Below are 23,736 nucleotides of genomic sequence, written 5' to 3'. Positions count from 1 at the left end.
GCATGATGCTCTGATTAAACCGCATGGAGATAAGATGGATCCGCAAACTCAAGATGGCTTAAGCATACGCCAGCAAGTGATGGGAAAAGAATTTGTCGAAAAAGCCAGCAAAGATCTGGACAACTTCACAGCACCGCTACAAGAATTTGTTAACAGAAACGCCTGGGGCACAGTCTGGTGTCGCGATGGATTGGAATTAAAAACACGTAGCCTGATCACGCTGGGCATGCTGACTGCGATGGGGCGCTCACATGAAATCAAGGGCCATGTACGGGGCGCACTGAACAATGGCGCGAGTTTGAAGGAAATTCAGGAAGTGTTGCTGCACGCGAGTGTGTATTGCGGCATGCCACTCGCGATCGATGCATTCCGCTCCGCACATGAGATATTAAAAGAGGCCGGACTGACGGAGCCGGTCTGACACGACCGGCACACGCCATCGGCACACCATATCAGCGTAATGTGGAACGCAGTGCTTCCGCAGACAATCCCTGCTGCGCCAGCACTGCCTCTAACGCTGGCAGCAATGGGCCCAGCGTCTCGCCCAACATGTTACGCACCGTATCAACGATGACCTGAGTAGTGCGCTCAATTTCTATATTTAACGCGGCACCCGGCGCTTTTTCAGCAAATACCGTCATGCGTAAGGTTTCAGGGATCAGCCAGACTTCGAACCAGCTCTCATCGCGATTCACTTCAGCAATGGTCAGACTGGCGCCATTGATCGCGATATAGCCTTTGGCAAAAATATAGCGTAGCCACTGAGGCGGAACGGCGATCCGTATCACGTAGTTATTTTCTAACTCACGGATGGCCGCGATGTGAGCAGTGAAATCGACATGACCGGATAATGGATGACCACCGATTTCAGCACCGTCTTTGGCTGCACGTTCTACATTCACATGCGCGCCCTGTGGATAAGATCCAAGGGTGGTGATATTCAGGCTTTGCTGCATCACATCAAAATCGGCCGCATCTGCATGCAGTTCCGTCACAGTCAGGCATACACCATCGACAGCAACACTGGCACCAATTTGCAGATTGCTGTCAAAACCTGCGGGAAAGGCGATGCGCAAAGTCCGCAAGCCCGGTTTATCTTCAATCGTGGCAATCTGGGCCACGCCCTGAACTATCCCTGTAAACATATGTTTTGTCCGTCTGTATCAGCAAGACTGAGATTGTAAAGCGAAACAGCAATCAGAACTTAGCGCTGCTATGGCTTAGAGCTCAGGATGTGAACAAACAGGATTTTTTATGCGATTTCGCGCTTGCCAGACTGTGGATAAGTGCGTGCATAAACCATGGAAAACATCTGTATAAACCCGGTATAACTTATGTATAAGCCATGTATAAACACTGAATATCTTGTTGATATGCTGTTTATATATTGTGTAAAAGATCAGGACAATAAGGCTAAATATAATTATTTGTTAGTACTCACCATCGCTATTCATGGCTTACATCCTGCTCTAATTCCGGAACCAAATTAGAATGGGTCATATTAATCAAATTATCCCGTAGCCATTTATGCGCCGGATTGCGGCCATCGCGTTCATGCCACAACATATCCACATGGACTTCCGGCGTCTCAAACGGCAACTCTTTCCAGATCAGCGCATCGGTCATCCCAGTTGCTGAAATTAAATGGCGCGGTAATACCGTCAGCAAGTCGGAATGGGCGACCACCCGGCCAGCAGTAAAAAACTGATTAATCGTCAATAAGATGCGGCGCTCTCTGCCATAACGGGTCAGCACTTCATCCACCAGACCATGTGCGCGGCCAGAAAAACTGACCAACAAATGATTGGCGGAACAATAATCGTCGATAGTTAGCTTAGATCCGGCCAGAGGATGGTCTTTGCGCATCACACACACATAATGGCCGCTATACAGGCGTTCATGCCGGATGGCGCTGTTACCGGCGGCCTGGCCCCCCGTCAGCTGAGCGACTACCCCAGGAAAAAAGCCCACGGCAATGTCTATATCGCCACGTAACAACATGGGCCGCGGCTCACGGGTGGTCAACGGCACCATGCGGACATTGATTCCCGGCGCTTCAGTCTGTATGGCACCGACCAAGGTCGGCATCCAGAGTGCAGCAGTCGCATCAGCCATCGCCATACGAAAGGTCACGGCGGCCTGCGACACATCAAAACTACCCGGCGCGATCGCTGCTTCCAGCGTCGATAATGCCTGGCGTATGGTTGGCCACAAGGCTTCTGCACGCGGCGTTGGTTTAACACCATAAGCAGTTCGTATCAAGAGTTCGTCGTTGAGGGAATGACGCAAGCGCTTCAATGCATTCGAGACCGCAGGTTGCGTCATGGCAAGTTTATCTGCCGCTCTTGTGAGATTTTGCTCGATCATAACCGCATCGAACACACGCAATAAATTCAGATCCAGAGTCAAAAAGTTCATGCTGGAATGTCTCCTGTTTTTTTATGGTGTTGAGAGCAACTATTCACAAACAATATAGTAATTATTGGAAATCGGAATTGGAAGTTTATGTTGCATTGCAATATTATGCCTGCATTGTAATCGTCTAATCCGGTTTTCTATCATGATGTTTCTAAATATTGCATTTCCAGCCAGCAGTGCCTTGCCAGTCGCACAATTTGCGATCAGCGGTCTGGCTGCAGCTGCCCGCCCTTTGCTGGGTTTGGGTATTTTGACCACGATGTTGCTCGTTTTTCGTCCTATATTGTCTGGTTTGCTGCGCGCAGTCTGGCTCAGTATTTTTCCTAAATTATCGCGTGAAGAACGTACCGCGCGCCGTACTTTGCGTACAGCGATGACACTGAACCGTATTGCGCGTGACGCGGATGCCTGTTCACCAGCCATGGCGGCTGAGTTGCGGGCGATGGCTGGCCGCGCATAAATCCAATTTTGTAGTAGTTTTGCAATGCAGCAAATTTCCACGCTCAATAAGGTCACTACGTCCTTATATGCCGAGACAATTAGATCTCAGCCAACCCGGCAAGTCCGTACTGTTGCCGGGTCTCGCAGCCTGGCCTCGATGTTACCCAGCCTGCTCAGTACCGGTTTTGTCACTTTTTTTGTGACTGGCATTCTGCAGCTGTGTTGGAATACCCAGCAGCCTGAACTGATGCGGCATTGGATGGAAGCCTGGCTGACCAGCTGGCCGATTGCGTTTCCATTGACTTATCTGAGCCTGCCGTTGATACGCACGCTTATACGCAAGCTAAGCATGTCACGTCACCAGGACTACTGAGCACCATCATTCCTTAGCGACCCCGAACTAAATCGCTGATCGCACCACGTATCCCCCCGCTGTGTCATAAGCCGCCTGATTGCAGGCGGCTTTTTGTTGCGCATCCCAATAAAAAAACGCGATACTCAGATCGCGTTTTTTATCAGTCCGGCTGGCGTCGGACTACATTGCAGTCTGATCAGGCAGACAGACGTTGTTTGAGGGAAGCGCGGGTGGCTTCCAGTTCAGCTGGCAAGTGATATGCCAGTTTTTCAAACAATTCTGTGTGCAGATTCAGTTCCGCTTCCCAGGCTGCTGTATCGATCGATGTAATGGTATCGAACTGCTCTTGCGAGAAGTCCAGGCCATCCCAGGTCAGATCGCTATAGCTAGGGCTGGTACCGAAGATATTGTCCTGACCGCCGGCCTGACCTTCAATACGCTCCAGCATCCATTTCAGTACGCGCATATTGTCGCCAAAACCAGGCCAGACAAACTTGCCATTCGCATCAGTACGGAACCAGTTGACGCAGAAAATAGCTGGTTGCTTTGCACCCAGTTGTTCAATTTTCTGACCCATATTCAGCCAGTGCTGGAAGTAGTCACTCATGTTGTAACCCATGAACGGCAACATCGCAAACGGATCACGACGCACCACGCCTTGCTGACCAGCGGCCGCAGCAGTGGTTTCCGAACCCATGGTCGCTGCCATGTAGACACCTTCTACCCAGTTACGTGCCTCAGTAACGAGCGGAACGGTGGTAGAACGACGGCCGCCGAAAATAAAGGCAGAAATCGGTACACCAGCCGGATCATCCCAGGCTGCGTCAATCACAGGATTCTGAGTTGCTGCAACAGTGAAGCGCGCATTCGGATGTGCGGCTTTACGGCCGGTTTCTTTAGCGATTTCAGGCGTCCAGTCCTTACCTTGCCAGTCGATCAGATGCGCTGGCGCTTCTTTGCTCATGCCTTCCCACCATACATCACCATCATCGGTGTAACCGACATTCGTGAAAATCGTGTTGGCAGTCAGAGATGCCATGCAATTCGAGTTAGTCGCGGTATTCGTACCCGGCGCCACACCGAAATACCCGGCTTCCGGGTTGATCGCATACAAGCGGCCATCAGCACCTGGTTTGATCCATGCAATATCGTCACCGATAGTGGTAACTTTCCAGCCTTTGATCGCCGGAATCAGCATTGCAAAATTGGTTTTACCGCAGGCAGACGGGAAGGCTGCTGCGACATAGTGTTTTTTACCTTCAGGAGATTCCACGCCCAGAATCAGCATGTGTTCTGCCAGCCAGCCCTGATCACGGCCCATGGTGGAAGCGATACGCAGCGCAAAGCATTTTTTACCCAGCAGCGCATTGCCACCGTAACCGGAACCAAAGGACCAGATTTCGCGGGTTTCCGGGTAATGCACGATGTATTTGGTATCGTTGCAAGGCCAGGCCACATCCTGCTCGCCCGCTGCCAGTGGCTTGCCGACTGTGTGTACGCAAGGAACGAAATCACCCTCGCTACCCAGTACGTCGTACACCGCTTTGCCCATACGGGTCATGATGCGCATATTGACTGCAACATAAGGGGAATCAGACAATTCAACACCGATATGTGCAATCGGGGAACCCAGCGGGCCCATAGAGAAAGGCACGACGTACATGGTACGGCCTTTCATGCAGCCATCGAACAGCGGATTCAGGGTGGCGCGCATCTCAGCCGGGTCCATCCAGTTATTGGTCGGACCTGCGTCTTCTTTTTTGGCGGAGCAAATGTAGGTACGGTCTTCTACACGCGCAACGTCAGTCGGATCGGAACAAGCCAGATAGCTGTTCGGACGTTTTTCCTGACTGAGTTTTTTCATGGTACCGGCAGCAACCATCTGTGCACACAGACGATCGTATTCTTCCTGGGATCCATCGCACCAGTAAATATTATCTGGCTTAGTCAGTGCTGCAATTTCAGCAATCCAGCTAATCAGTTTCTGATGTTTTACATGTGCAGGTGCGTTGATTTCAGCAACGCCCTTCATGATGGGTTGATTCATACTACCTCCAATGCCATTTCAATAAAAAAACCGGTGTAGCGGCACGGCAGGATCGTCGTTGACATTTGTAGCCCGCGAGCACAGTGGATCAGGTCCCAGCTCAAGCGAAGCAAACACCATAGCGGCGGTTCTGTCGGATAATAGGTGGTCCGGCGGATAGTCCGGACCCCAGCTAGCGCCAACTGTTAAGCGGGCGTCAGAATCAAAAAGCTACTTAGCCGGCTATTGTACACCCGCCTACGCTTTGGGGCGAATTTTGCGTCAAAATTATTATCATAGTAACACTAAATATGAAAGTAAGGACTGACGCAAAATTGTTCCGGCAAGGCATGGCGACGCAGGCAGTACACAGTGTACGACAAGGAGCCATAACGCCGCTGGGGCAGTTTTGTGTCAGTCCGAAACTCTTTCATCGGTCTCTGATCCTATGTTGATTCTGTGCTTACCTTCTATACAAACAGGAGTCCCAAATGAAAATCGCGATACTTGATGACTATCAGGATGCGGTACGTCAACTGCCTTGTTTTTCTTTACTCAATGGGCATGAAGTGAAAGTTTTTCACAATAGCGCAGTGGGAATTGGACAATTAGCGATACGACTGGCGCCATTTGAAGCACTGGTGCTGATACGGGAGCGTACCCATTTGAGCCGTGCCTTGCTGCAAAAGTTGCCGAATCTGCGCATCATTTCTCAGACGGGCAAAGTCTCAGGCAATATCGACCTGGAGGCCGCAGAAGAACTGGGGATACGCGTTGTGGAGGGCATCGGTGATCCGACCGCACCGGCCGAGCTGACCTGGGCCATGATCATGATGGCATCACGCCGGCTGTATTCTTATGCGTCGCTGTTACAACAAGGCTGCTGGCAAACCTCTTCTTTACGTGCTGAACACAATGGCCTGGGACGCGTACTCAAAAAACGGACGCTGGGCATCTGGGGCTATGGAAAAATCGGGCAACGTATCGCGTCTTACGCACAAGCTTTCGGTATGCAGGTTATGGTCTGGGGCAGAGAAGCAAGTCGCGACAAGGCACGCGCTGATGGCTTTCAGGCTGCGGACAGCCGGGAACAGTTTTTTCGTGACTGTGATGTGATCAGTTTGCATTTACGCCTGAATGAAGCAACACGTGGCATTGTCACTCTGGATGATTTACAGCAAATGAAGGCCGACGCGCTGTTCGTTAACACCAGCCGGGCCGAATTAGTACAGACCGATGCGCTGAGTCTGGCCTTAGACAGTGGCCGCCCTGGCTTCGCTGCGATCGACGTATTTGAAAGTGAACCCATCACGCCGCATCATCCTTTGCTGCACAGAGATAATGTGCTTGCCACGCCGCATCTTGGTTACGTGGAACAGGATAGTTATGAATTGTATTTCCGGACAGCATTTGAAAATCTGCTTTCTGCTATCCCAGCTCAGGATCAGCTTTGATTTCTTCAAATAGAAAATAATTCTTCCTCCTTACTTGGGCGGACAGACTTTGCCTGAATGCGGACGGGTCTGCACTGTTTGGAAAATATCTCACGCGCTTTGTCAGCGCGGCAGCTGAATTTACCGTTACAGTAAGGTACTTTCATAAAGGATAATAATCATGACCCAGCCGACCATCCGCCTGAGCATGCTGTTACTGGCAGGCTTATTTTCCTCACAGCTAGCCGCCCAGACCAATACACTGCCACCTGATACAAACCGCATCCTGCCAGTTCCTCCGGTCTTGCGAATACCTGAAGCAAAAATTCCTGTCAGACTGGAGCAGGTCAGTCTGAAAACGCAAATCAGCGGCAGTCAGGCACGCAGTGTCATCGAACTGAGTTTCTACAACCCAAATGAAAGAGCGCTGGAAGGACAGTTAGAGTTCCCACTTGCTCATGGTCAATCTGTCAGTGGCTTTGCATTGGATTTCGATGGCAAATTGCGGCAGGCTGTCGTGGTGGAAAAAGACCGGGGTCAACAAGTATTTGAAGATATCAGCCGTACCCGGGTAGATCCTGCCTTACTGGAGGTCACTCGCGGAAATCAATACCGCTTACGTATCTATCCTTTACCGGCAAAAGGCAAGCGTACCGTACAGCTGCAAATAGACCAGACTCTGATAGCGAATCAAACCGGTCAGTATCTATTCCGGGCCCCTTTACAGTTCGGTATGCTGGCTGGAAAACTGGATGCGCACATACAGATAGAAGGAATTGGTGCGCGCCAAATTCAGTTACGCAGCATGCAAAACGATGTACATAAACTGGATGAAAACAGCCAAAGCGTGATCAGCTGGCAGGCAAAGGATGTGCATCCGCAAAACGGATTGCTGGAATTGCTGATCCCGGCAAAGAACGAAGCTGTAAGCAGCTATACAAGCTTTCAAAACCAGCAGTATTTCTACGCTGAAGTCCCGGTGGCGCCATTGAATAGCCCGCGTCCCGCTCCTAAAAAAATTCTTATCCTGTGGGATGCCTCCGGCTCCGGGGCCCAGCGCCAGCATGAAAAAGAATTCGCATTGCTGGATCAGTATTTGCGTCAGTTGGGTGATGTCGATGTGGAATTGAAATTACTGCGTGACCAGGCGGAAAGCGCACTACAGTTCCAGGTGCGCGGTGGTCAGTGGGATGGTCTGCGTTCCGCCCTACAACAAGTAGTGTATGACGGCGCCAGCAATGCCGCCGCATATACCATAAAGGATGGTAGTCAGCTCGCTTTGTTATTCAGCGACGGTATCATGAACTGGGGCAAAGACAGTCTGCGCCAGGTACTGGGCTCAGCCCGCATTCCCGTGTATAGCATTGTGGCCAGTCAAACCTGCGATTTGCCTGCATTACGCGGCATTGCAGAAAGCAGCGGAGCGCAAGTGCTGGACTTACAGCAAGTCACAACGCCGCAAGCCGCACTCGCCTTAAACACGCAGGCTTTACGCTTGCATAACATAGTCAGCAATGCGGCCACACAGATCGTCACCGCATCGGTCTATCCTGAGCAGGGACGCTGGCGTATTGCCGGTATCCTGTCCTCGCCACAAGCAGACTTACGATTAGAGTGGCAGCAGCCTGATGGCAAACGACGCAGCAGCGTCGTCAAGCTGGACTCGGCAGCCAATGCGGCCAACGCCGGTATCGCGGCACGGCGTTGGGGTGAACTGCAATTGGCACAACTGATGCAGGATAGCGCGACCCAGCGTGCTGCAATACGCCGGCTGGGTCAGCAATTCAATATCCCTACCGCAGAAACCTCACTCATCGTGCTTGATACCGTGGCCGACTATGTGCGTTACGAAATCACTCCACCGGATGAATTACGCGCCAGTTACGACAAATTGCTGGCTCAAAAAACCTCTGCGCAACTCAAGGATCAAGCCGACCAGCTGGACCTGATCAGAACCAGATTTGAAAAGAAAATAGCATGGTGGGAAAAAGATTTTCCTAAGGATAAGCCTGTATTGCCTAAACCGCTTCCCATCGCTGCCACCGGCCTGGCACCCGCTGCCGCTGAGCGCGGTATTGCGATGCCACGCGTACTGGCAGCACCGGCACCGGTAGCCATGAGTTTTACCCCGCCACCGGAAGTCAGCGTAGTCGCGGCGAAATCACTCGCCCCGACTACGGCCGGGTCCGGCACGGAAGCAGCGATACAACTGAAAAAATGGGAACCTGATGCGGCCTATTACCGTCGTTTGCAGGCGGCACCCGTGGCCGATATGTATCGCATCTATCTGGATGAAAAACCCAGCTATCAAAATAGCAGTGCATTTTTTCTGGATGCGGCGGATCTGTTCATGGAACGTGGTCAAACTGATCTGAGTCTGCGTGTGCTGTCTAATCTGGCTGAAATGCAGCTGGAAAACCGTCAGGTGCTACGTTTGCTGGCTTACCGGCTCGTACAGGCGAAACGGCCAGAACTGGCGGTTCCTGTCTTGCAAACCGTATTACGCTTAAGCCCAAACGAGCCGCAATCCTACCGCGATTTAGGACTGGCTCTGGCAGCGGCTGGCCAGCCTCAGGCTGCGATCGATCAGTTGTGGCAAGTCGTGAGCCGGCCATGGCATGAACGCTTTGCAGATATAGAACTGATTGCATTGGCCGAACTCAATGCCATTCTGGCTCAGTCAGGCCAGCAAACGCTGGATACCTCGCGCCTGGATAAACGTTTGTTGCGTAATCTTCCGCTGGATATACGTGCGGTCCTGAGCTGGGATGCTGACAATACCGATATCGATTTGTGGGTGACCGACCCGAACGGGGAAAAAACCTATTACGGCCATCCACTCAGTTATCAGGGTGGCAGTTTGTCGCGTGATTTCACCGGCGGCTATGGTCCAGAAGAATTCTCACTGAAGATCGCCAAACCCGGTACTTACCGCGTGGAGACTCAGTTCTTTGGACATAATCAGCAACTGATCGCTGGTGCGATTACCCTGATGCTGCGTTTGTCGACAAAGTTCGGTCTGCCCGGTCAGCAAGATCAATACATCACCGTCAGGCTGGACAAGCAAAAAGATAAAGTTCTCATCGGTGAATTTGTCGTTCCGGAGCGAACCTCATCTACTAATCCTTGAAAAATTTCACTGAAAATCTCATCGCAAAACAAAACGCCAGCATTTAAGCTGGCGTTTTTTTCAGGATTTGAAACTAAGGATGACCGATTGCGGCCAAAAGCTCGCTCCATTAAATATTTTGTCTTCTGTTTTCTGTACTGCAAAATGTAAAGACCTGGCCGATTTGACTTTGCCGTAATGACTGAGGTCTTCTTCAGCCCAGATTCCCTGCACTGTCTGTGCTGAATAATGCAATTCCAGCTGCGCATGATCACATTTCCAGGTTCCACGATAAATATGCGTTTCACGTAGCTGGTGTGCTCCGGCTAACCAGCGTTCCTGAGTCAGCACGAACTGTGCATTTTTGTTTAACTCCAGAGAAACGGATAATTCGGACTCGGTAATCTGTTGATATTTACCCGGTACAAAATCACAGGCAGAGGCCTGCAAAGGGTACAAGATGTTCACTGCAAAGCCCAATATCAAGAGCAGTGGCTGTTTCATTCGATTTCCTTTCTGGGTTTAGCACAACAGTACCTACTGCAGCATAGTCAATAATTCCTGAAATCATGCCTGATTTTTACTTTCCTGCGTAACAGTTGCGGCTCTGGGATGGGCAGCAGCAGCCGATCCACATGCAGGACAATAGGGGAAAAACGCATTATGTCGCAAACCGCATTGACTACAGACTTCATGCGTTTTCAGGCCACAATGCATGCAATAGTTCAAGACTGCTCCTTCTATGCCCGGCATGCCTCGTTCACAACCCGGGCATTGTCCTTTGGCCATAGACTCCAGCGCCTTTTCGTAGCGGATCTCCTGCTTGCGTTCTTCCTGTGGCGCAGTCTGTTCCTGATGCTTTCTTTCCAGGTACTGCTGCAGCGCGTGCATTAAGGCTTTTCCGCCGAGAAAGGTCAGTAAAGCGCCAACCCCATAGCGGATATAGCCGCCAAAGCTGGGCAGATAGGGAACCAGCTCAAAAAAGAAGGCGAATAAGGCAAAAAAGATAAAGCCCCAGGCGAAGGGCCAGTGCTGACTATTGCGATGGCGGCGAAATAACCAGATAGCAGCAATCAATAAAGGCGCGACAAACAATAAGCGTATTGCGAATGCTTTTAAGGAGGAGTGATACAGCGCCTGCTCATAAGCCTGATTGGCCTGATTATTGAGCGCGTTGAGCTGTTGCTGTAAGGGTTGCAAACGATCACGTTGTGCTTCGATTTTCTTTTGCCATTGTTGTAGTTCGGAGGAAATAGCAGTTTGCTTTTTGAGTTGTTCATCCAGTTTTCTGACCCGGCTGATCACCTCGGGATTATTTTCCGCCTGCTCAGTGCTGCCGCGTGCAGCACGCCAGTTATCAAAACTTTGCTTATCCTTACTGTACTCATCCTGACTACGGAGTAAGCGCTCCTGACTTAATTCAGCATATTTTTGCAATTCGGCAATACTTTGTTCCAAGGGCAATATTTGCTGTTGTACTTGCTGCGCGCTGCGCTGATCTAAAAAATCACTTTGCTGCGGACCTGTGGATAACAAGGGCAGATCAGCGATCAGACTGGCACCGACTTTGATGAGAAAAAAGGCAAATAAGAATGCGACTACCCATTGACCAAGCCGGAATAAACGTTCCGGTGCACGTAATTGTTGATACATAGACGCTCCAATGCAGAATTTTCAGAGATATCACGACAGATAAACCTTATCTGCTGCGATTTTCATTTCATTTTTCAGGAATGAAGTGCATCTATTTTGCGCTGACGATATGCCAGCCAGCATTTTTTTTACAAATTGAGCAGGTTTTGCACTACCAGGTATCAGCGTAGCGCACTGGTCAATGTGGATATTGAGTCAGTTATACACACGAAAACCTGAGCAACTGCCTTCAATTTCCGAGTCTAAAGAAGTTTATTTTTTGTATTTTTTACGTAAGTAACAATCAGGAATCTTGCTTCCTACCGCCATCCCCGTAGATAAGTTTAGGCTTACCCACAACAGACAACTCAGTACACGCTTATTGAAAACGATTAATGAAGTGTAAGCCTTTGTCCCAATTTCTTTCGTTCTCACAAAATCGAGAACACTTATTTTTTCTTCTTATCAATTTTTTCGAATTCTTCTTTCAAATCTTGTCTGGCTAATTTGATTTTATCCATCATCGGAAGGAGCGTTACCTGTATTTGTTGATTCGTTTTCAGCATAATTTGTGGCATTTTTGTTAAAGATGCCTGTCCAACCGGAGAACGGTAAAATTGTATCAAACCATCAATTTCTTCCTGGCTCAGGCTGTCCTGGTAAATTCCGATAAACATGGATTCGAGTTTGTCCCAATTCATCGCTTCGTTACGAATACTCAATACTTTTGCTTTAAATTTTTCTACTGCTTTTTGTTTTTGCAGGTCGGCAGATTTTCCTGAATCTGCTTCACGGTTGAAGTTATCCAGTACGGTGTCTAGTTGCTTTTCTATCTGTTGAAAAGTTTCTTTACCTTTGGACACCTCCAAAAATTCTTTCACCGATTGCTCAGTCGGTTTTTCTGCGCAGGCAAAACCACTCACCAGCAAAAAGCTTAACGCACTAGCTGTCCAGATTTTCATAACCCGCCTTTGAATTCGAATAAGTGTCGGATTCTAAAGGATTTTTTTGAAAAAGGGGAAAGCTGGAATTTGGCGTGTGGATAGCTTTAATATGAATAACTTTAAATAAAAATAGTGATAGTTGTTAACAGCCTGTCTTGTCTGTGGATAACTAAGTAAACATCCACAGAATCAAAACTTTAGCGCATTGATAAACAAGTGCAGAAAGTCTGTATAGAAAGCGGACAAATTCTGTAAAAAAAGTCGCTCTTCAAATGAAAACCACTATTCGCACATTCTATGCAGTGGATATAAGTAGACTTATCCACAAAAAATATTTTCAAAAAGTCGTTTTTAGCCACATTTCTAGCTAGCAAATGGACATTTATGCAGTCTGTAGCGGAAAAAAAGTGACTTTTCCACTTGCTAGCCGCTATCGCAGTGCTTCCTTTTTAGCCTGCAATCATCAATCTTTGAGAAAAACGGGTTTGCAATAAAAGCTGTGCAATTTTTATTTAAAAAAATCATTCAAGAATTCATTAAAAACGCTGACATGGATTTTAATTTTTCTTCATCAACAACTTCCATGCTTGAGTTGCTTGAACAACTTTAGTCAGAAACGCGCTTTTACCTTATTTGGATATTTTCAAATTTGCTTGGATTAGCGACACGGTTTATCCCTCAGGGTTTTTCATTCAGGCCGCGTTTTTGGTTTGCGGCGTATAAATAGAGTCTTTAATTTATATATATATAGTAATAGTTGTTAACGCAGCTGATAAATGTGGATAAGTCTGTTTTTACCCACATAGTCAAGCACTTAGCGACTGTATATGTGGACTGATAAAGCTTGTATAGGAAAAGGACAGATTTGGGATAAAAAAATTTTTTTTCAGCAGAGTTTTGGTTTTCCCCAAACTGTATTGGGGATATAAGCGCAGTTATGCACAGAGAATTGCGCTGAAAAAGTGTGCATTTTTGCTGGTTTCTATTTCAATTTTTACTCTGGTGACATCCGGCAGCACTGCCAGGACCTGGCATGAGCCCCAGCATTTGGTGATGGTTTTCTTTGGTTTTTGTATCAGCCTGACAAACCGCAGGACTGAACATTTGAAAGATCCTGCGGTTTGAAAAGGGGGATTAGCCAGGTTTTTGTTTATCGGCATAAGACAGAATGCCAGGGGCGCAGCGTTGTAATAAACGGCTGAACAGGTTCAGACTGAGCTTATTTAGTACCGGCAAATGCTGGCTGTAGACTGCAGTATATTCAAGCGCTGGCTGTCCGCCACGGGCTAGTTTGAACTGGGCTGCACCTGAACTGTAATGCAGCTTCATTTGCTTATCTTTGGCTAATTTCAGTAATAAAGCCATTAAACGACGGTAAATTCCTAATTCTTTAGGTAACTGGGTGTCATAACCTATGAGTGGAGTCGTCATCCATCCGCTCTCCGGTTGCGCATACACCCCCAGAATTCCTACCCATTTGCCTTGCCAGCGTAGTGCATAGCAATCCAGAAATTGCGTTTCCAGGCAAAATTCAAAGAAATCATCACTGAAATCCGGATTCAGACAGGAATGTTTTTCGATAAACAACTGACGGAATAGCCGTCTCAAAGCTGGAATATCTTCACGTTGTAAGGCGCTGGCGGCGACCAGTTCGACTTCCTGATCAGCGAGCAAGCGGGCATCTTTACGCACGTGATTGTGTTGCCATACCGCCGGATCGGCCGGATCACATAAATAGACCTGGCGCGCTGGGATCATTTGCCAGCCTTGTTGCCTGAGTTGCTCAAACAGCTCGGGATGTACTGCCGGGCATAAATTTCGCAATACGATAGGGCGATCCGGATAATGTTGTTGCGCCTGCCATAAAACTTCGGGCATAGAGGTTTGCAACCATGGCGGATACAGGTTGGTGGAGATCAGATGATTTGCCAGGATAGCAGCCTGATCCAGCCTGGCGGCGCGCATCAGTAAGGATATCGGGCCTAGAATTAAGCAAGAGGCGGCCTGATACAGCGCCAGCTGGCCTGCTGTTAAATGGCGCTTAGCTTCCTGATGGGGGTAGCGTAACCAGGCGGAGCGCAGGCTGCTGACATAGCTTTCCTGCCACTGACTTTTAGTCAGATGGCTCACCGGAACCGGATGTCCGTCTATATCCAGCTGTTCTATGGTGCAATGGCTGTTTTCCACCCAATGACTGGCGCCGCGTGAACGTGCGGTCATCAGCCATAGGGTGTCAGCCACCATGCGTGGTGGTAAATGGGTAGTCAAGGTGATCTGTACTGATTCAGATTTTTGTATAAAGGTGCATGCCGCCGTAAATTGCGGAGCGGTCAGTCGCATACAGTGCGCGGTTGTGTGCAGGATCGGTATGCCATTGCGCCAGTATGTCGGCAGGTAATTGGCGTTCCAGCGGCGAGGTCGAACCACCGGTACGGAAAATTACTTTGGCGCCTGGAGCCGCTGTGCGGCTGACTTCCTGCCACAAAGCACTCAGTTGCTGTTGGTCCATCCAGTCCTGTGCGTCCAGAAACACATAGGCATGCATGGAAGCGCGTGGTTGCTGGCGCAGGAAATCTGTCAGTGTGGTGTGATGCGGATGCAAACGGTCGATATTGCGACGCAGTGCATCAAAATGGCTGCGCTGCAGATACATCGGTAATCCGGCTTGCTGTGTCGTATCGTAGCGGCGGCCAAAGGCTTGCTGTGCGAAACAGTTTTCCTGCAGCGGAAAGTCGCAAGCCAGATGGCGCATTCTTTCCTTGAACAGTGCATGCAGACCCTGACTGGCATCGCGCTTCAATTCTTCAAACTGCGAAGGTGGAATACCCAGGCTGTACAGGGCGACCGGTTGCCGTGCTATCCATTGGAACAGACGGGTTTCAAATACCGGTGCGATATGACGTTCAAATAATACAGACTGTTCCTGCAGAGTTTTCGCTTCCAGCATTTTGCGCAAATCACCACCCATCATACGCACAAAGAAATGCGCAAAGCCGATGAATTCACCAAGTAAGCCATGTTGATAGGCTTGTTGGGTAAAGTAGTGGTAGCGTGGTTTGCCGCTCAGGGAACGGCTTTCCCAGAATTCGCTGGCGTCTTCGTGTAAATGGTGGCGGATATGACGTTGATAGCGTTTGATGTTATCACTGTGGTTAGCAGCGCCCAGGAACTGCAGGACTGCATCATAGTCAGGCAAATGTTTGATGGCTTTTTGTTTGATGTCCAGCATCGCCAGATGCGCAGCATTCAGATCGACTGCATGCACCGCTGCCGGTTCCGCTGACAAATAAGCCAGTGCATTACAGCCACCGGAAGAAATAGTGAGGATATTGGCGCCAGGCGCCAGTTGCAGTGCAGCAAGGTCGGCTTGTGGGTCTTCCCAGATCTGGGCGTAGACCAGGCGACTGAACCAATGTGCAAACAGCCGGTCAGCCAGACCTTTGCTGCCGGCAGTGGTGGAATTGAAAACGGCGCTGTCGATCAAGGCTTTGCTGGACATACTGGTCTCCCTCTGTCTTGTTGGTGAAAAACACTTTAGGAGGCAGAGGTGACAGCTTAGTGACAGCTAAATGACAATTTGGTGAAGTTTTAAGATCAGCTTCAGGTATCTGCGTGGCGAGTACTCAGACGGCGACGACGACGTTGTATGAACAGATATAACTGGTAAGCGAAATAGGAGGAAGCCAGTACCGGCATCGATGCCACCAATATCCACAGGATGCCCGACAAAGGAACCGGGCCACCCCAGACATCTTTTGCCGTCACAGGACGCGATGGTTTGGCAGGTTCCGGTTCAGGCATTTGCGGGGTATCGATGGCGACCGCAGAGCCCGGCTTAGGCAAATCTTCAGGTGCTACCACAAACACGCTGGTGGAGGTGGCGGGGGTTGCCGGAGCAGAGGCCGGCTGTGCTGCGCTGGCTGTGGATAACAGCAGAGGAAAAGCCAATAGCAGGGCGAACTTCAATTTCATGTGGGGGTCGCAAACAGGGTTAATCAAATGGGACATCCGTGTGGAAAAGTTGTGCCGTTCATAACAGGACAGCGAAGCGCGCGGCGCGCTATATCACTTTTGTTCCACGTGTTTTTTCAGGTTTGCCAAACCAGCCGCGAAATCCGGACCCAGCATTCTATCCATAAACGGGGTAAATAGCTTCATCAGTAACTGTCCCTGATTATTGCCTTGCATTTCCCAGGTCAGCTTGCTTCCTCCTGTTTGTGCTTCGAGTAACAGTGACCCGGTAGAAGGCGGGCCCATGCCCTCGAATTGCAGCTCATAACGCAGCAGCCGTGCGGGCTGCGCTTCGGTAAAGCGCATACTGCCGTTGCCCTGAGTCCGGCTTTGCCACTGCCATACCGCCCCGGTGCCGCTGGCCGGACCAGAATACTGGATTTGCATGGCAGGATCGCGCTGATTCCAGACTGACCAGTCTTTCCAGGCTTTAGGCGCTGCCAGATAGGGATAAATCTGTTCCGGTGTGGCTTGAATTTGTATGCTGCGTGTGACGGTATAGCGGTCTGGCTGCATCCAGGCAAACGTCAGCGCCAGCAAAATGAGGACCAAAATACTGAGGAACAAACCACGGATAATACGCATCGCCGTCTCCTTGTCTGAGTGGGTAATAGTCTCACTACCCCATGTGGATAAGTTTGTGCATTACTTTGCTGCTGCTGATGATACGCCTGCTTGGTCAGCGCCAGATTCGCAGGGGGCAAAGCCACGATCGCTCAGGACAGAAACCCAGCATACAACTATCTTACGCCTTGCAGGTTTTTTTCCCAGTCATTCATACTTTACGCAGTCAGCTTACTGCCCATGGTTTTGTAAAGGCAAATTTGATGCGATGCTTTTGCGCAACCATTTTTTCATTTTATGAAATAATTTTTGTAACAAAAACAGCAACTGTTTAAATTTATGTTATTTTATTAACATACTAAATATGCTGGACTGATGTACAGGCACTCAGGCGATTTGTTACTAAATCTGGTAACAACTTGGCATCAGTACACAAAATAATGAAACAGGAGGCATTCGTGTCTGGACTGATACTTTTTGGACTATCGCTGCTGGTACTGTTGTTTTTCGCCTGGGCCCATGTGCGGCGTTCGCGTCGCTTAATGAATTATGCATTCGCGGCGATGGTAGCCACCAGTCTGGTTGGTTGGTATACCTATATTTTTCCCGAAGGTCTGCAACCCATATTTTTTATCGGCACCTTGCTGACGGTGAGTGCAATCTCATTCTTTTTTTATGTGGTCTATACCTACGATACTGTGTTGGATAAAGTTGCAGAATAGTTGACCGCACTTTTTTGCGTTGAATGCCGGACATAGATGTCGCAACAAGCTCCTCCATATCTGATCCCACCCGGTTCACTGTTTCTTGCTGCGCTTAAAGGGCGGGTATCCGTATACGGAATCCTTGTTTTTGCGTTGAAACAGGGTATTCCGCTAATCTTGAAAATCATATAATTATCAGGTTTTGAACGCAAAGCTTGCAGAACCGGGTCGCCTGTTGATCGCTATTCTTAGCAATGGCGCCAAACTCAAGTAACTTATCAGCCTGTATTCAGGAAAAAATAAAAGGGAAAAAATGTTTAAAAAATTCAATGGCGCGACCATGCTGACGATTGCGGCTTTACTCAGTGCTTGCGGCGGTGGTGGCGGAGGCACTGATGGCAGCAGCGGCAATAGTGGTGGCGCGGCGACTGCAAGTTTTTCTATTGGTGGTACGGTGTCTGGACTGGCAGCCGGAAAACAAGTGGTGTTACAAAACAATGCAGGAGACAGCCTGACTGTGAGCGCGAATGCAGCGTTCACTTTTGCTGGTAAGTTAAATCAAAACGCAAGTTATGCAGTCACGGTCGCAACCCAACCTGTTGCGCAAACCTGTACGGTTTCCAATGGAACCGGTAGCAATATCGTGGCGAATATCAGTAATGTGGCGGTCAATTGCGTGACTGATATCGCGGGTGTCGTTACTACACTGGCCGGTAACGGCGTTGGCGGCACTCTGGATGGCATAGGTGTGGCAGCGGGTTTTGATAATCCGGTTGGAATTGCGACTGATGGCAGCAATGTGTATGTATCCGATATGTTCAGTGGCACGATACGTAAAGTCGTGATTTCCACTGGTGCGGTCAGCACGCTGGCAGGTACACCAGGCAGCTTCGGTGGCTCAGGCACTAATGATGGTATCGGTGCAGCAGCCCGGTTTAGCTACCCTAGGGGTCTCTATACCGATGGCACGAATTTGTATGTAACGAGTGACACAACAGTACGCAAGATAGTGGTTGCAACGGGTGCCGTGACGACCCTGGCAGGTAAGGCGGGTACTCCTGGTAATACCGATGGTAACGGTAGCGCGGCGCTATTTAATAATCCCTGGGGTATTACCGGTGACGGTGTGAACCTGTACGTGACAGATTTGGGAAGCCATACGATACGTAAGATCGTGATTGCGACCGGTGAAGTGACGACACTGGTTGGTAGAGCGGGTTTATCAGGTAGCAATGATGGCTATGGTGTGGCTGCATTGTTCAATAAACCCTGGGGCATCACGACAGATAAGTCCAGCTTGTATGTGACAGACTCTGCAAATCAGACTATCCGTAAAATCGCGCTGGCGACAACTGAGGTGACGACGTTGGCGGGCAAGCCTGGCATGGTTGGTAATAGCAATGGCACAGGTGCTGCGGCCAGCTTCAAATCACCAATAGGAATTGCGACGGATGGCACGAATTTGTTTGTGTCCGACTCAGACAATCATACCCTGCGCAAGATCGTGATCGCGACTGGTGCAGTGAGCACCCTGGCGGGTACTGCGGGCAGTTTAGGCAGTGCGGATGGCAGCGGTGCAGCGGCACGTTTCTATTATCCTTTCGGTGTCGCAACGGATGGCAGCAGCCTGTACGTCGCAGACCGTGGCTATCACCTGATACGCAAGATACGCTAAATTGGTGCGAACCTGATTTGGATGTAAAAACGCCCCGTTCAAATGAGCGGGGCGTCGTTTTTTCTCGCCAGGATTTACCGCACATCCAGCAATTCAATATCAAAAATCAGTGTCGAATGAGGCGGTATCATAGCGCCAGCACCGCGTGCGCCATAGGCCATTTCTGAGGGCACGATCAGGGTACGTTTACCACCTACCTTCATGCCAACCACGCCCTGATCCCAGCCTTTGATGACTTTACCGGTTCCGACCGGGAAACTGAACACGCCACGTCCTACCGAGCTGTCAAACTGGGGGCCGCGTTCTCTGGGCGCGAAGGAGTCATAAATCCAGCCGGTGTAGTGCACCACCGCGATATTGCCTGACTGCAGTTCTTTACCGCTGCCGGTTTTCACATCCAGTTTTTGTAAACCGTTGTTGATAATGCTGCTTTCTTCTGCGCTGGTGCTGGTTTGTGCCTGCGCCGGTAAGGCGCTGATGGCCAACAGACTAAGTAAAGCGGCTAACAATCTGGATCGCATGGGTTTTCCTTATAGTGAACAATAACAATGAGACAGGAATAATAAAGGTTCAGGATTTCGCCTGGCGGATTTTTTCTTCGAACGCGAGATCCAGCTTACTGGCTTTTTTGGCGGGTGCTTTCATGATCGCATTGACGCAGGCGACGAAGGCATCCATTTCCAGCGCTTCGCTGGCAGTGACGGTTTTACCATCGGCATCTTTGCGGGTCAGAAAAAAACGGCCGTCGGCCATGCTGACCATGGAGTACGTTGCGTCCTGACTGCGTTCTTTCAGCCTTTGTACGGCGTGACTTGCTTTAGTACTACGTGCCATTAGCGGATTCCATATTTACGCAGGATTTTATCGGTGGTGCCGTCATTATCGAGTTCTTTGTTGAGCTTGTTAAACAATTCTATGCGTTGTTTATCCATAGACAAATGGCACAGCATATTGAGCTCGATATGCTTATACCGTGCAGACTTGACGATATCACCAGCATAGCCTTGTTGCTGGGCGATATACATACCATGCAATTCCGAGACTATCCAATAATCGATACGGTTGTTGAGCAGCAAGCGCGGATTGTCTTCGTCCTGACCCGCAAACAATATGTTATACCCCTGCTCGGCCAGTTGCAGTCCGGTTGCTGCATTTTTGTAGGAACCTATCGCATACGGTTTCGCATCTTCAAAACGCTTCAGCACACGGCTGTCATTTTTCCTGCCGTACAAGACCCAGTGATCGGTGGTCAGTGGACCTACCCATTGGAAATACTTTTCCCTTTCCGGCGTGCGGCGGAATGCAAACAGACAGGCATTTTCTTCATTTTGCGCCGCATACAGACCACGTGCCAGCGAGGTGCTGGTCAGACTGGGATTTTCACCCGCGCGCCTCATGATTTCCTGTACTTTTTCCGTCACATAGCCACGGATTTCGCCGGTTTTAGCATCTGTATGGGTGAAAGGTGCGAATTCCTGGATGTAGAGCCGTATGCTGGGTGTCTGCGCATCAGCAGACTGGACAGACAGTGCACAAAGTAAGGGAAGTGCAGCAAGTACCGGAAATTTCAACACGTTAGACTTTCTTGTTTTACTGCGACGTTCGCGCCTGTGCGGCCACGCCGGACTGTTGCATGTTGTCTGTCTGCGCCTGGGAATGGCGCCTGACAGTTGGCAGTCTGCTATTGTAGTGGAAAAAAAATCCTTAGAACAAGCTTATGTTTGAGGAACATCGCTCTTTTTGCTGCCATGTGCGGTTTTCCTGATGTTAAGCATGCTTAGCTCTCTAACTGCCAGCATTGTCCGATCAGCGTAAAGCTGGCCGCGATCATCGCTTCATGTTGCCGTTTTGCGCTGCAGACGAAGCTGAGTTCGCTGTTGACGCTGACGGCATCCGCGATCACCAGGCCATGCGCATGGGCTTCGCGGATCGCGATCGAATCGCGGATCAGGCTCAGACCGACGCCGGATTTCACCAGATCCAGCATGGAGGGTTCCTGATCGACCAGCGCGACCTGACGCGGTTGTTGTCCACAGGCCGCAAATATCGGTGTCAGTAAGCGGTGGTGCGCCGATTCCGGTGGCGTCCAGATCCACGGTAACTGCGCTAACTGTTCCCAGGATTTACCATGCACCCGGCTTTGCCAGCCGCTGGGCGCGACCACGCGGTAGGTGAACGGGGTCAGGCTGATACTGTGTAAGGGATTTTTCGCATCCTGCGGCACCTGGCCCAGATAAAAGCCCACATCCAGATCGCCTTGCCGCACTTGTTGCAATACCGAGCCCGACATGCCCTGACGCAGTTTGGTGGACAGTTGTGGATAAGTCTCCATCAAGCGCTTCAGAAACAAGCCCAGTCGGGTAAATTCCGGATCAAGAATTGTGCCTATCGCCAGCTCGCCCGAGATGGTGGAATGCAGGGAGGCAAACGCCTGCCGGAATTCTGCAGTCGCAGCCAGTACCCGTTCCGCATAAGGCAGCAGTTTCGCGCCATCATTGGTCAATACCATCCCGCCCGCACTGCGGCTGAATAATTGCAGGCTCAGATTTTCTTGCAGTGCTTTCAGTTGCAGACTGACTGCAGGTTGGGTCAGGTGCAGACGTTCAGCTGCACGGGTCAGATTGCCTTCGCGCGCGACCATCACAAAAGCGCGTAGCTGGGTGAAATCCATGATCGTTACCTGGCTGGAGTAAGTGGTGAAAAAGCAATTATAAGAAAGTCTTATATTGTGCTTGATAATAACTCATTAGATTTCCACACGCGATATGTTTAGGCTACGCGGTAATCGTTTCAGAACCGGGGTAACGCAGAGTACGGCAAGCGACAGCGTCATTGGATGCCAGTGCCAGCGTTCACACCTAATTCATGCAATCACAATCATTAACTCAGGATAACTAAGAGATGAGCAGCGTCATTCAACATTTTATGGATGGACAGATCTTGGAGTCCGCCAGTGGTCGTCGTCAGGATGTGACTAATCCCGCTACCGGTCAGGTGGTGGCGCAGGTCGCTTTGGCCAGCGTGGATGAAGTGCAGCGTGCAGTAGCCGCCGCCAGTGCTGCCGCACCGGGCTGGGCAGAGACCGCGCCGCTGAAGCGCGCACGTGTGATGTTTAAGTTTAAGGAACTGCTGGAACAGCATCACCAGACCATCGCCGCCATGATCACGCGCGAGCATGGCAAGGTCTTGTCGGATGCGATGGGGGAAGTCACGCGTGGTATAGAAATTGTGGAATTCGCCTGCGGTATTCCGGCTTTGCTCAAGACCCGGTTTTCCGACAATATCGGTGGCGGCATCGACAATTACAACCTGCGCCAGCCGCTGGGTGTCACGGCGGGGATTACGCCATTTAATTTTCCATTCATGGTGCCGATGTGGATGGCGCCACTCGCGATTGCGACTGGAAATCCTTTCATACTCAAGCCTTCTGAACGCGATCCTTCCTGTTCACTGTTCATCGCTGAATTATTCCGTCAGGCTGGTTTGCCGGATGGTGTTTTTAACGTGGTACAGGGCGATAAGCTGGCGGTTGATGCGTTGTTGCAGCATCCTGATGTCGCGGCGATTTCCTTCGTCGGCTCGACCCCGATTGCAGAATATATTTTCACGGAAGGCACACGCCTGGGTAAGCGCGTACAGGCGCTCGGCGGTGCAAAAAATCACTTAGTGGTGATGCCGGATGCGAATCTGGAGCAGGCGGTTGATGCGCTGATGGGCGCAGCCTATGGCTCTGCTGGCGAGCGCTGCATGGCGATTTCAGTCGCAGTTGCTGTCGGTGATATTGCCGATGCGCTGGTCGAGGCTTTGGTACCACGGGTACAGGCATTGAAAATCAAAAATGGCATGGAAGCCGATGCAGAAATGGGTCCGGTGGTCAGTGCAGCTCACAAGGAAAAAATCATAGGCTATATCGATGAGGGCGTGGCGGCAGGCGCTGCATTACTGGTGGATGGCCGTCAGTACAACGTGCCGGGTCATGAAGGCGGCTACTTCCTTGGTGGCAGCTTATTCGATCATGTGCAGGAAGGCATGCGCATACACCGTGAAGAAATTTTTGGTCCGGTTTTGTGCGTGATGCGGGTGCCTGATTTCGCCAGTGCAGTGGCTTTGATTAATCGCCATGAATTTGGAAACGGAGTTTCTTTATTTACCGCTGATGGCAATACAGCACGCGAATTTTCTCGCCGCATTCAGGTCGGCATGGTCGGTATTAATGTGCCGATTCCTGTGCCTATGGCCTGGCATTCTTTTGGTGGCTGGAAGCGTTCTCTGTTTGGTGACATGCATGCGTATGGCGAAGAGGGAATACGCTTTTATACACGCTATAAATCCATCATGCAGCGCTGGCCGGAAAGCATAGGCAAAGGTGCAGAGTTCACGATGCCGGTTGCGAAATAAGGCACATAAGGGAGATGTTTCGGTTT

22 protein-coding genes are annotated in these 23,736 nt (G+C 50.1%); 8 read left to right on the top strand and 14 right to left on the bottom strand.

What is annotated here, in order from left to right; genetic code table 11:
- The first annotated feature begins 34 nt into the window (after nt 1–34).
- Nucleotides 35–421, top strand: a complete 387-nt coding sequence (locus H8K43_RS12325; protein WP_186904120.1) for a carboxymuconolactone decarboxylase family protein — start codon at nt 35–37, stop codon at nt 419–421.
- A gap of 31 nt (nt 422–452) precedes the next feature.
- Here the strand turns inward: H8K43_RS12325 and H8K43_RS12320 are convergent, their stop codons facing one another.
- Together H8K43_RS12320 and H8K43_RS12315 are read right to left on the bottom strand one after the other, a co-directional pair.
- Nucleotides 453–1,145 carry a riboflavin synthase subunit alpha gene (locus H8K43_RS12320; RefSeq protein WP_186904119.1) on the bottom strand — a complete coding sequence of 231 codons (693 nt, stop codon included), beginning with the start codon at nt 1,143–1,145 and terminating at the stop codon, nt 453–455.
- Between the two features lie 301 nt (nt 1,146–1,446).
- Entirely contained in the window at nt 1,447–2,418 is a 972-nt protein-coding gene (locus tag H8K43_RS12315; RefSeq protein ID WP_186904118.1) for a LysR family transcriptional regulator, read from the bottom strand.
- 142 nt (nt 2,419–2,560) lie between these two features.
- On the opposite strand from H8K43_RS12315, the gene H8K43_RS12310 reads away from it, so the two are divergent.
- Nucleotides 2,561–2,878, top strand: coding sequence for a hypothetical protein (locus H8K43_RS12310; RefSeq protein WP_186904117.1), 318 nt, complete (start codon nt 2,561–2,563; stop codon nt 2,876–2,878).
- A 24-nt stretch (nt 2,879–2,902) separates the two neighbouring features.
- Nucleotides 2,903–3,232 carry a DUF2798 domain-containing protein gene (locus tag H8K43_RS12305; protein ID WP_186904116.1) on the top strand — a complete coding sequence of 110 codons (330 nt, stop codon included), beginning with the start codon at nt 2,903–2,905 and terminating at the stop codon, nt 3,230–3,232.
- A 178-nt stretch (nt 3,233–3,410) separates the two neighbouring features.
- On the opposite strand, the gene H8K43_RS12300 is transcribed toward H8K43_RS12305, so the two are convergent.
- The gene (locus H8K43_RS12300; protein ID WP_186904115.1) at nt 3,411–5,261 is read right to left on the bottom strand and encodes a phosphoenolpyruvate carboxykinase (GTP); all 1,851 of its coding nucleotides are present in this window, start codon (nt 5,259–5,261) and stop codon (nt 3,411–3,413) included.
- Nucleotides 5,262–5,731: 470 nt separating this feature from the next.
- Between H8K43_RS12300 and H8K43_RS12295 the strand changes: the two genes are divergently transcribed.
- Nucleotides 5,732–6,694, top strand: a complete 963-nt coding sequence (locus tag H8K43_RS12295; RefSeq protein ID WP_186904114.1) for a D-2-hydroxyacid dehydrogenase family protein — start codon at nt 5,732–5,734, stop codon at nt 6,692–6,694.
- A gap of 160 nt (nt 6,695–6,854) precedes the next feature.
- The gene (locus H8K43_RS12290) at nt 6,855–9,803 is read left to right on the top strand and encodes a VIT domain-containing protein (protein WP_186904113.1); all 2,949 of its coding nucleotides are present in this window, start codon (nt 6,855–6,857) and stop codon (nt 9,801–9,803) included.
- Nucleotides 9,804–9,863: 60 nt separating this feature from the next.
- On the opposite strand, the gene H8K43_RS12285 is transcribed toward H8K43_RS12290, so the two are convergent.
- The 7 genes from H8K43_RS12285 to H8K43_RS12255 all read right to left on the bottom strand — a co-directional run bounded on the left by H8K43_RS12285 (nt 9,864) and on the right by H8K43_RS12255 (nt 16,954).
- Nucleotides 9,864–10,286 (bottom strand): hypothetical protein, encoded by a 423-nt coding sequence (locus H8K43_RS12285; protein WP_186904112.1) that lies wholly within the window; start codon nt 10,284–10,286, stop codon nt 9,864–9,866.
- A 63-nt stretch (nt 10,287–10,349) separates the two neighbouring features.
- Nucleotides 10,350–11,435, bottom strand: a complete 1,086-nt coding sequence (locus H8K43_RS12280; protein WP_186904111.1) for a zinc ribbon domain-containing protein — start codon at nt 11,433–11,435, stop codon at nt 10,350–10,352.
- Between the two features lie 428 nt (nt 11,436–11,863).
- Nucleotides 11,864–12,376 carry a DUF2059 domain-containing protein gene (locus H8K43_RS12275; protein ID WP_186904110.1) on the bottom strand — a complete coding sequence of 171 codons (513 nt, stop codon included), beginning with the start codon at nt 12,374–12,376 and terminating at the stop codon, nt 11,864–11,866.
- A gap of 1,116 nt (nt 12,377–13,492) precedes the next feature.
- Nucleotides 13,493–14,626, bottom strand: a complete 1,134-nt coding sequence (locus tag H8K43_RS12270) for a hypothetical protein (protein ID WP_186904109.1) — start codon at nt 14,624–14,626, stop codon at nt 13,493–13,495.
- 16 nt (nt 14,627–14,642) lie between these two features.
- Nucleotides 14,643–15,857 carry a BtaA family protein gene (locus H8K43_RS12265; RefSeq protein WP_186904108.1) on the bottom strand — a complete coding sequence of 405 codons (1,215 nt, stop codon included), beginning with the start codon at nt 15,855–15,857 and terminating at the stop codon, nt 14,643–14,645.
- Nucleotides 15,858–15,958: 101 nt separating this feature from the next.
- Nucleotides 15,959–16,330: a hypothetical protein gene (locus tag H8K43_RS12260; RefSeq protein WP_186904107.1), complete on the bottom strand. Its 372-nt coding sequence runs from the start codon at nt 16,328–16,330 to the stop codon at nt 15,959–15,961.
- A gap of 93 nt (nt 16,331–16,423) precedes the next feature.
- Nucleotides 16,424–16,954 (bottom strand): SRPBCC family protein, encoded by a 531-nt coding sequence (locus H8K43_RS12255; protein ID WP_186904106.1) that lies wholly within the window; start codon nt 16,952–16,954, stop codon nt 16,424–16,426.
- A 437-nt stretch (nt 16,955–17,391) separates the two neighbouring features.
- Between H8K43_RS12255 and H8K43_RS12250 the strand changes: the two genes are divergently transcribed.
- Together H8K43_RS12250 and H8K43_RS12245 are read left to right on the top strand one after the other, a co-directional pair.
- Entirely contained in the window at nt 17,392–17,655 is a 264-nt protein-coding gene (locus H8K43_RS12250; RefSeq protein ID WP_186904105.1) for a hypothetical protein, read from the top strand.
- A 295-nt stretch (nt 17,656–17,950) separates the two neighbouring features.
- Complete coding sequence (locus tag H8K43_RS12245) at nt 17,951–19,312, top strand: NHL repeat-containing protein (RefSeq protein WP_186904104.1); 1,362 nt, start codon at nt 17,951–17,953, stop codon at nt 19,310–19,312.
- Nucleotides 19,313–19,386: 74 nt separating this feature from the next.
- On the opposite strand, the gene H8K43_RS12240 is transcribed toward H8K43_RS12245, so the two are convergent.
- The 4 genes from H8K43_RS12240 to H8K43_RS12225 all read right to left on the bottom strand — a co-directional run bounded on the left by H8K43_RS12240 (nt 19,387) and on the right by H8K43_RS12225 (nt 21,983).
- A complete protein-coding gene (locus H8K43_RS12240) occupies nt 19,387–19,833 on the bottom strand; it encodes an FKBP-type peptidyl-prolyl cis-trans isomerase (RefSeq protein ID WP_186904103.1) in 447 nt (148 codons plus the stop codon).
- A gap of 49 nt (nt 19,834–19,882) precedes the next feature.
- On the bottom strand, nt 19,883–20,146 hold the full coding sequence (locus H8K43_RS12235; protein ID WP_162019510.1) for a hypothetical protein: 264 nt from the start codon (nt 20,144–20,146) through the stop codon (nt 19,883–19,885).
- On the bottom strand, nt 20,146–20,886 hold the full coding sequence (locus H8K43_RS12230; RefSeq protein WP_186904102.1) for a substrate-binding periplasmic protein: 741 nt from the start codon (nt 20,884–20,886) through the stop codon (nt 20,146–20,148). The genes H8K43_RS12235 and H8K43_RS12230 overlap by 1 nt, the downstream gene beginning before the upstream one ends.
- Before the next feature lie 203 nt (nt 20,887–21,089).
- Nucleotides 21,090–21,983 carry a LysR family transcriptional regulator gene (locus H8K43_RS12225; RefSeq protein ID WP_186904101.1) on the bottom strand — a complete coding sequence of 298 codons (894 nt, stop codon included), beginning with the start codon at nt 21,981–21,983 and terminating at the stop codon, nt 21,090–21,092.
- Nucleotides 21,984–22,213: 230 nt separating this feature from the next.
- On the opposite strand from H8K43_RS12225, the gene H8K43_RS12220 reads away from it, so the two are divergent.
- The gene (locus H8K43_RS12220; RefSeq protein WP_186904100.1) at nt 22,214–23,710 is read left to right on the top strand and encodes a CoA-acylating methylmalonate-semialdehyde dehydrogenase; all 1,497 of its coding nucleotides are present in this window, start codon (nt 22,214–22,216) and stop codon (nt 23,708–23,710) included.
- The last annotated feature ends 26 nt before the right edge of the window (nt 23,711–23,736 follow it).

It is taken from the genome of Cognatundibacterium curvum, assembly GCF_014284235.1.
GTDB classification, from domain to species: Bacteria; Pseudomonadota; Gammaproteobacteria; order Burkholderiales; family Burkholderiaceae_D; genus Undibacterium; species Undibacterium curvum.
The sequence above is the reverse complement of the archived record's forward strand: the minus strand, read 5'-3'. Positions and strand labels throughout refer to the sequence as shown.